Below are 6,864 nucleotides of genomic sequence, written 5' to 3'. Positions count from 1 at the left end.
AGGCTTCCCCCGCCGGCCACAGGCTGCGCAGGTGGTCAGCGGGCGTTGCGAAACCGTCGACACTCGAGGGAATTGCATCGCTGGCAATGTTCAGCGGCGCTTGTTTCAGCGGCGCGCGTACCAGACAGGGTAACGAGTGGTGCAGTCGTTCGTAGCAGACTTTGCGGAACTGGCTGAAAACCTGAAAGTAAGTACCGGATCGGGTCAGCACGCTACCGGGCTGGAACAGCAATTGATCGAGATAGCGGCGAACTTCGATGCCTTCGGCCCTTAGCGTCCGGGTGACTGCAGCATCGCGACGGGATTCGTGGATGCCGTACTCCTCGTTGAGGTACAGCGCGTCGACCTGCCACTGTCGGCACAGGTTCAGCAAAACCATTGGCGCGTCATCCCAGCGAGGTGCCTGGCGGATCAGCAGGGGAATGTTCAGTTGCCCCAGTTCGCGGCTCAACTCACGCAGGTTGCGTAGCCAGAAGTCCACTTTGCAGGGCGCATCGTCGTGTTCCAGCCATTGTCCCGGGCTCAGCAGATACACCGCCATGCACGGGCCGCGAGCCGCAGCGGCCGAGAGGGCGGTGTTGTCATGTAGACGCAAGTCGCTGCGCAGCCAGATCAAATGCATTTTGGTATCCACGCGATTCATTTAAATCAGCCCGCGCTGAACGAGTGCCTGATGTGCCGACAACGGATCTTCGGCCAGGTACAAATCAGCGATCTCGGTAGTACTTGCGGACAACTCGGCGTGGTGGATGCGTACCGTTGGTCCGGCAATCATTTTTGGGCAACTGACGCCTTTGAAAAGTTTCGGCAGTTGCGTCAGGTTCAGGGCTTTGCTTGAGTACAGCAGAACCCCACGGGGTTGCAGAAGTTCAACCGCCAATGCCAGTTCGCCGACAGGCAGCGGCCAGTCGAAGACCTCCACCGGGCAATCGGCGCTGCTGATCAGCCAGGCCGTGAGCCACAGGTGCGGTTCCACGGGCAGGTCCGAGTGGTTGATCAACAGCAGCGGCGCGGTGCGCAACTGACGATTGTTATGGTAGATGCGGGCGCCAAATTTGCTGCGCAGCCAGGCACAAAAAAAGCCGTGCTCCATCTGCGCCCCGAACTGACCTTGCCAGCGGTACTCCAGAGCGGCCAGCAAGGGCATCAGCAATTGTTTGCACAGGGTCCGCGGCGGATACAGCGCCATCGCCTGATTGACGCTGTCATCCAGGGCGCGCTCCTGCAATCCGCTGACAGCGTTCAGCAATACTTGCAGCAAGGTGTGCCAATCGTTGTCGACGGACTCGTTGAAGGTTTGCGGCGCATCGAGCAATTGTTTGACCTGGCTGACGGCAACGCCACGGTTGAGCCAGGTAAGGATGGTATGGATGCGTTGTATATGGTCGGCCGAAAACAACCGGTGCCCCTTGAGTGTGCGTTGCGGCACGATCAGGCCGTAGCGCCGCTCCCAGGCGCGCAGGGTCACGGCATTGACGCCGGTTAGCCGCGCCACTTCGCGAATCGGCAGCCAGCCTTCGTCCAGCGCCTTTTCAACGTCGCCGCCGAGGTCTTCGCGGGCGCTGGTGTCGAGTGCCTTTTTCATCAGATGGCGTTTCGCAGGCTGAGGTTTTCCGGGTGCGGTTGCAGATAGACCTGCTGTGCGATGTACGGATCGGGGTGTTGGTGAAAGTGATGATTGAGCAGCGTCAGCGGCACCGCCAGCGGCACGATGCCCAGGCGGTATTGGCTGATCACGTGTTGCACTTTCTGCTTTTCTTCGCCGCTGATGGCCTGTTTCAGGTAGCCACTGAGGTGTTGCAGGGCGTTGGTGTGAGTGCGACGGGTGGGGCATTTTTTCAGCGCCGACATCAATTCGCTGAAATAGCGGGGGCCAAGTTCCTGCGGATCGGTATGGCCCATGTTGCCGAGCAGGTGGCCCAGGGTTTTGTACTGCACCGGGTTATGGGCCATCAGCAGGTATTTGTAGCGCGAGTGAAAGTCCGTGAGCGCGCGCCGGGTCAGGCCTTCCTGGCATAGCTGCTGCCAGGCGCTGTAGGCGTACATGCGGGTTAGGAAATTTTCCCGCAGCACCGGATCATTGAGTCGGCCGTCTTCCTCCACCGGCAAGTCCGGGTGCGGCGGGCCGGCGTTGATGGCGATTTTCTGTTTGGTGGGGGCGTGGGGCATCGGAGCACCTCGAATCTGAATCTGTACAGACGATCGAGTCCGTACAAGATAACTTCATCATAGATTCGAAGTTGTACAAGTCAAATGTTGTGTATAAGTTTTTTTGGCGGGCTGCTGTCCATGGCGACAGCAGCGATGTGCTCGGGTTGATGCCCTTTACTGCAGGTGTTCGTGCAAGCGGCGGGCGGCTTCCTGACCGCTGAGCCAGGCCCCTTCGACGCGTCCGGACAGGCACCAGTCGCCGCAGGCGTACAGCCCCAGGTCGGCATCGGCCAGAGTGCCCCATTCGTGACTGTTGGCGGGGCGGGCATAGAGCCAGCGGTGGGCGAGGCTGAAGCTCGGTGCGGGCATCGAATCGTGCAGCAGTTCGGCGAAGGCACCATGCAGTTGCTCGATCACAGCCTCCTTGGGCAGGTCGATGTGCTGGCGACTCCAGGTGCTGGTAGCGTGCAGTACCCAAGTGTCGAGGGTGTTGTCGCGCCCGGGTTTGCTGCGGTTGCGGGCCAGCCAGTCGAGTGGGCTGTCCTGTACGAAGCAGCCTTCCATGGGCGTTTCCAGAGGAGTTTCGAAGGCCAGGGCGATGGCCCAGGTCGGGTCCATTTTCACCCCGGCAGCGGCCCCGGCGAGTTTCGGCGCTGATGCCAGCAAAGCCGTGGCCTGTGGGGCCGGCGTGGCGATGACCACGTGGCTGAACGGTCCGTGGGTGAAGCCCTCGGCGTCCTGCAGGTGCCAGTGTTCTTCGCCGCGATAGACCTCGGTGATCCGGCAGGCGAAATGCACTTCAAGGTCACCGAGCAGGGCGCGGGTGATGGCGCTCATGCGCGGCGTGCCGACCCAACGGGTTTGCTCGTCCGGCGACAGGTTGAGCTGGCCGCCATGGTAGGTGTACAGCTGCGGCGTCCACTCGGCGACCCAGCCCTTGGCTTGCCAGCGCTGGACTTCGTTGACAAAACGCCGGTCACGGGCGGTGAAATACTGCGCGCCCATGTCCAGAGCACCCGCATCGCTGCGCTTGCTCGACATGCGCCCGCCGCTGCCGCGGCTTTTATCGAACAGTTGAACCACATGCCCGAGGTCAGTCAGGGCCTGGGCGGCGGAGAGTCCGGCGATGCCGGTGCCAATGATCGCGATAGGTACAGTCATAGGGGCCTCGTTTGCCTTTCTGTACAGACTACGCCGGGGTTCAAACCTGTACAATGTTGTTTTTTGGTATAACTTTTAGCGTTCTCGTTCTGACAGCTTGGCCTATTGTTAAACACAGAGCCTGCTCGATACCAAAGATCCCTGCTTATAAAAATAGACTAATGGACAAGGTAAAACGCCACGCGAGGAAGAAGTCATGCACATATTGCTGACCGGCGGTACTGGTTTGATAGGACGTCAGCTCTGCCGGCACTGGTTGGGCCAGGGACATCGCCTGACAGTCTGGAGTCGCAAGCCTGAAAAAGTCGCGAAAATATGTGGTGCCCAAGCGCGTGGAGTTGCCCGGCTGGAGGATTTTGGGCAGGAGCCGGTGGATGCGATCGTTAACCTTGCCGGAGCGCCGATTGCCGACCGGCCCTGGACGCACAAGCGTAAAGCCTTGTTGTGGGGCAGCCGCATCACGCTCACTGAAACCCTGTTGGCCTGGCTCGAAAATCGCGAGCAGAAACCACGGGTTTTGATTTCGGGGTCGGCTGTCGGCTGGTATGGCGACGGTGGCGAGCGCGAACTGACCGAGAACTCGGGGCCGGTCAGTGAAGATTTCGCCAGCCAGTTATGCATCGCCTGGGAGGAGACTGCACTGCGGGCTGAAGCGCTGGGCATTCGCGTCATCCTCATCCGTACCGGGTTGGTGCTGTCGGCGGAGGGCGGCTTTTTGTCGCGGCTGTTACTGCCGTTCAAACTGGGCCTGGGAGGGGCGATCGGCAACGGCCGGCAGTGGATGCCGTGGATTCATATCAACGATCAAATCGCCCTGATTGATTTTCTTCTGCATCGCAACGAGGCCAGCGGTCCCTATAATGCGTGCGCACCCAAACCGGTGCGCAACCGCGAGTTTGCCCAGGCGTTGGGTAGCGTGCTGCATCGCCCGGTCTTCATGCCGATGCCGGCCTTTGCATTGAAGGTGGCTTTGGGCGAGTTGTCCTTGCTGTTGCTGGGCGGCCAGCGCGCCACTCCGGTGCGTTTGTTACAGGCCGGTTTCACTTTTCAGTTCACGGATTTGCGCGCGGCTCTGGACGATCTGTCCGGTCGCCTTTGAAATAGGACGTTGCATGACCGATCACGCGTTGCTTCTGGTCAACCTGGGTTCACCTGCATCCACCTCGGTGGCAGATGTGCGCAGCTACCTCAATCAATTTCTGATGGACCCGTATGTGATCGACCTGCCATGGCCGGTGCGACGCCTGCTGGTGTCGCTGATCCTGATCAAGCGTCCCGAGCAGTCGGCCCATGCATATGCTTCGATCTGGTGGGACGAGGGCTCGCCGCTGGTGGTGCTCAGCCGTCGCCTGCAACAAGCCATGAGCGACCACTGGCAGCAAGGCCCGGTGGAGTTGGCGATGCGCTACGGCGAGCCGTCGATCGAATCGACGCTGGTTCGCATGGCTGCGGCGGGGCACAAGCGGATAACCCTGGCACCGCTTTATCCACAGTTTGCCGACAGCACCACCACCACGGTCATAGAAGAAGCCAAACGTGTCGTGCGTGACAAAAACCTCGACGTGCAGTTGTCGGTGCTCCAGCCGTTCTACGATCAACCTGAATACCTCGATGCGCTGGTGGCCACGACCAAGCCCTATCTGGAGCAGGATTTCGATCATTTGCTGATGAGTTTTCACGGCTTGCCGGAACGGCATCTGAAGAAGCTCAATCCAGGTCACAGCTTCGAGGGCGGCGGTGATTGCTGCGCTGGCGCGCCTCCTGAGGTGGTCGCTACCTGTTATCGCGGTCAATGCCTGCGTACGGCCGCAGAGTTTGCCAGGCGCATGGGGCTGCCGGAGGGCAAGTGGTCGGTGTCGTTCCAGTCGCGTTTGGGGCGTGCCAAATGGATCGAACCCTACACTGAAGCGCGCCTCGATGAACTGGCCAAAAGCGGCGTAAAAAAGATTCTGGTGATGTGCCCGGCATTCGTTGCCGATTGCATCGAGACACTGGAAGAGATCGGTGATCGCGGCAAAGAACAATTCCGCGAGGCGGGGGGCGAAGAGTTGGTGCTGGTGCCGTGTCTCAACGATGATCCGCACTGGGCGCGGGCGTTGAGTGCGTTGTGCGAGCGCGCGCCGATGCTTTTGTAGGAAATGCGAACTGTGGCGAGGGAGCTTGCTCCCGCTTGAGTGCGCAGCACTCACAAAATTTGCATTGGCTGCAAAAAATTGGGGTCGCTTCGCAACCCAGCGGGAGCAAGCTCCCTCGCCACAAGTGAATCGCGTGAGGCTTTAGATCAGCGGCTCATTCGCCTTCTTGTGCTTCCAGCTGTCATTGCCCGGCAGGATCAGGTTCAAGCCAATCGCCACCACCGCACACAGCGCGATGCCCTTGAGGCCGAAATCGTCCGGCCCGGTGCCGGTGCCGATCAGCACGCCGCCGATCCCGAACACCAGAGTCACCGAAACAATCACCAGATTGCGCGCCTCGCCCAGATCGATCTTGTGGCGAATCAGCGTGTTCATCCCTACCGCCGCAATCGAACCGAACAACAGGCAGAGAATCCCGCCCATCACCGGCACCGGAATGCTTTGCAGCAGTGCGCCGAACTTGCCGATGAACGCCAGGCTGATGGCGAAGATTGCCGCCCAGGTCATGATTTTCGGGTTGTAGTTCTTGGTCAGCATGACCGCGCCGGTCACTTCGGCGTAGGTGGTGTTGGGCGGGCCGCCGAACAGGCCGGCCGCCGTGGTGGCAATGCCGTCGCCGAGCAAGGTGCGGTGCAGGCCGGGCTTCTTCAGGTAATCGCGACCGGTCACGCTACCCACGGCAATCACGCCGCCGATGTGTTCGATGGCCGGGGCCAGGGCCACCGGAACGATGAACAGAATCGCCTGCCAGTTGAATTCCGGTGCCGTGAAGTTCGGAATCGCGAACCACGGTGCCGCAGCAATCTTCGCGGTATCAACCACGCCGAAGTAGAACGACATGCCGAAACCGACCAGCACACCAGAGATGATCGGCACCAGGCGGAAGATGCCCTTGCCGAATACCGCGACGATCAGGGTGGTCAGCAGCGCGGGCATCGAGATCATCATCGCCGTCTGGTAATGAATCAGCTCGCTGCCATCGCCGGCCTTGCCCATGGCCATGTTGGCGGCAATCGGCGCCATGGCCAGGCCAATGGAAATAATCACCGGCCCGATGACCACCGGCGGCAGCAGGCGGTCGATGAAACCGGTGCCTTTGATCTTCACCGCGAGGCCGAGGAAGGTGTAGACGAAACCCGCCGCCATCACGCCGCCCATGGTCGCGGCCAGGCCGAACTGGCCCTTGGCGAGAATGATCGGGGTGATGAAGGCAAAGCTCGATGCCAGGAACACCGGCACCTGACGCCCGGTGACGATCTGGAACAGGATCGTCCCCAGGCCGGCCGTGAACAGCGCCACGTTCGGGTCGAGACCGGTAATCAGCGGCATCAACACCAGGGCGCCGAAGGCCACGAACAGCATCTGTGCACCCGACAGCACCGTGCGCCAGAGCGGATCGTTGAACTCATCCTGCATG

At 60.7% G+C, this 6,864-nt stretch carries 6 protein-coding genes and 1 pseudogene; 2 read left to right on the top strand and 5 right to left on the bottom strand.

Annotation, left to right across the window (positions count from 1 at the left end; translation table 11 throughout):
• The 4 genes and pseudogenes from PMI28_RS27735 to PMI28_RS27750 all read right to left on the bottom strand — a co-directional run.
• A partial coding sequence (locus tag PMI28_RS27735) for a deoxyribodipyrimidine photo-lyase (protein WP_007981353.1) occupies positions 1–622 on the bottom strand: 622 nt, incomplete at its 3' end.
• A gap of 21 nt (positions 623–643) precedes the next feature.
• Positions 644–1,585, bottom strand: a complete 942-nt coding sequence (locus tag PMI28_RS27740; RefSeq protein WP_007981351.1) for a MerR family transcriptional regulator — start codon at positions 1,583–1,585, stop codon at positions 644–646.
• A pseudogene (locus tag PMI28_RS27745) lies at positions 1,585–2,118 on the bottom strand (YbgA family protein); the annotation flags it as partial. The pseudogene PMI28_RS27745 and the gene PMI28_RS27740, both read right to left, overlap by 1 nt.
• A gap of 207 nt (positions 2,119–2,325) precedes the next feature.
• Positions 2,326–3,312 (bottom strand): NAD(P)/FAD-dependent oxidoreductase, encoded by a 987-nt coding sequence (locus PMI28_RS27750; protein WP_007981348.1) that lies wholly within the window; start codon positions 3,310–3,312, stop codon positions 2,326–2,328.
• Between the two features lie 196 nt (positions 3,313–3,508).
• Here PMI28_RS27750 and PMI28_RS27755 point away from each other — a divergent pair, with 196 nt between their 5' ends.
• Together PMI28_RS27755 and hemH are read left to right on the top strand one after the other, a co-directional pair.
• Positions 3,509–4,411, top strand: a complete 903-nt coding sequence (locus PMI28_RS27755) for a TIGR01777 family oxidoreductase (protein ID WP_007981346.1) — start codon at positions 3,509–3,511, stop codon at positions 4,409–4,411.
• A gap of 13 nt (positions 4,412–4,424) precedes the next feature.
• Complete coding sequence (hemH, locus tag PMI28_RS27760; RefSeq protein WP_007981344.1) at positions 4,425–5,447, top strand: ferrochelatase; 1,023 nt, start codon at positions 4,425–4,427, stop codon at positions 5,445–5,447.
• A gap of 141 nt (positions 5,448–5,588) precedes the next feature.
• Here hemH and PMI28_RS27765 read toward each other — a convergent pair whose 3' ends face one another.
• Positions 5,589–6,863, bottom strand: a complete 1,275-nt coding sequence (locus PMI28_RS27765) for a uracil-xanthine permease family protein (protein WP_007981342.1) — start codon at positions 6,861–6,863, stop codon at positions 5,589–5,591.
• Position 6,864: the final 1 nt, after the last annotated feature.

It is taken from the genome of Pseudomonas sp. GM48, assembly GCF_000282335.1.
Taxonomy (GTDB): Bacteria; Pseudomonadota; Gammaproteobacteria; order Pseudomonadales; family Pseudomonadaceae; genus Aquipseudomonas.
The sequence above is the reverse complement of the archived record's forward strand: the minus strand, read 5'-3'. Positions and strand labels throughout refer to the sequence as shown.

Excerpts from the sequence above, each read along its gene's own strand:
- PMI28_RS27740 (WP_007981351.1), bottom strand. The coding sequence starts at position 1,585 with ATGAAAAAGGCACTCGACACCAGCGCCCGCGAAGACCTCGGCGGCGAC.
- PMI28_RS27750 (WP_007981348.1), bottom strand. The coding sequence starts at position 3,312 with ATGACTGTACCTATCGCGATCATTGGCACCGGCATCGCCGGACTCTCC.
- PMI28_RS27755 (WP_007981346.1), top strand. The coding sequence starts at position 3,509 with ATGCACATATTGCTGACCGGCGGTACTGGTTTGATAGGACGTCAGCTC.
- hemH (WP_007981344.1), top strand. The coding sequence starts at position 4,425 with ATGACCGATCACGCGTTGCTTCTGGTCAACCTGGGTTCACCTGCATCC.
- PMI28_RS27765 (WP_007981342.1), bottom strand. The coding sequence starts at position 6,863 with ATGCAGGATGAGTTCAACGATCCGCTCTGGCGCACGGTGCTGTCGGGT.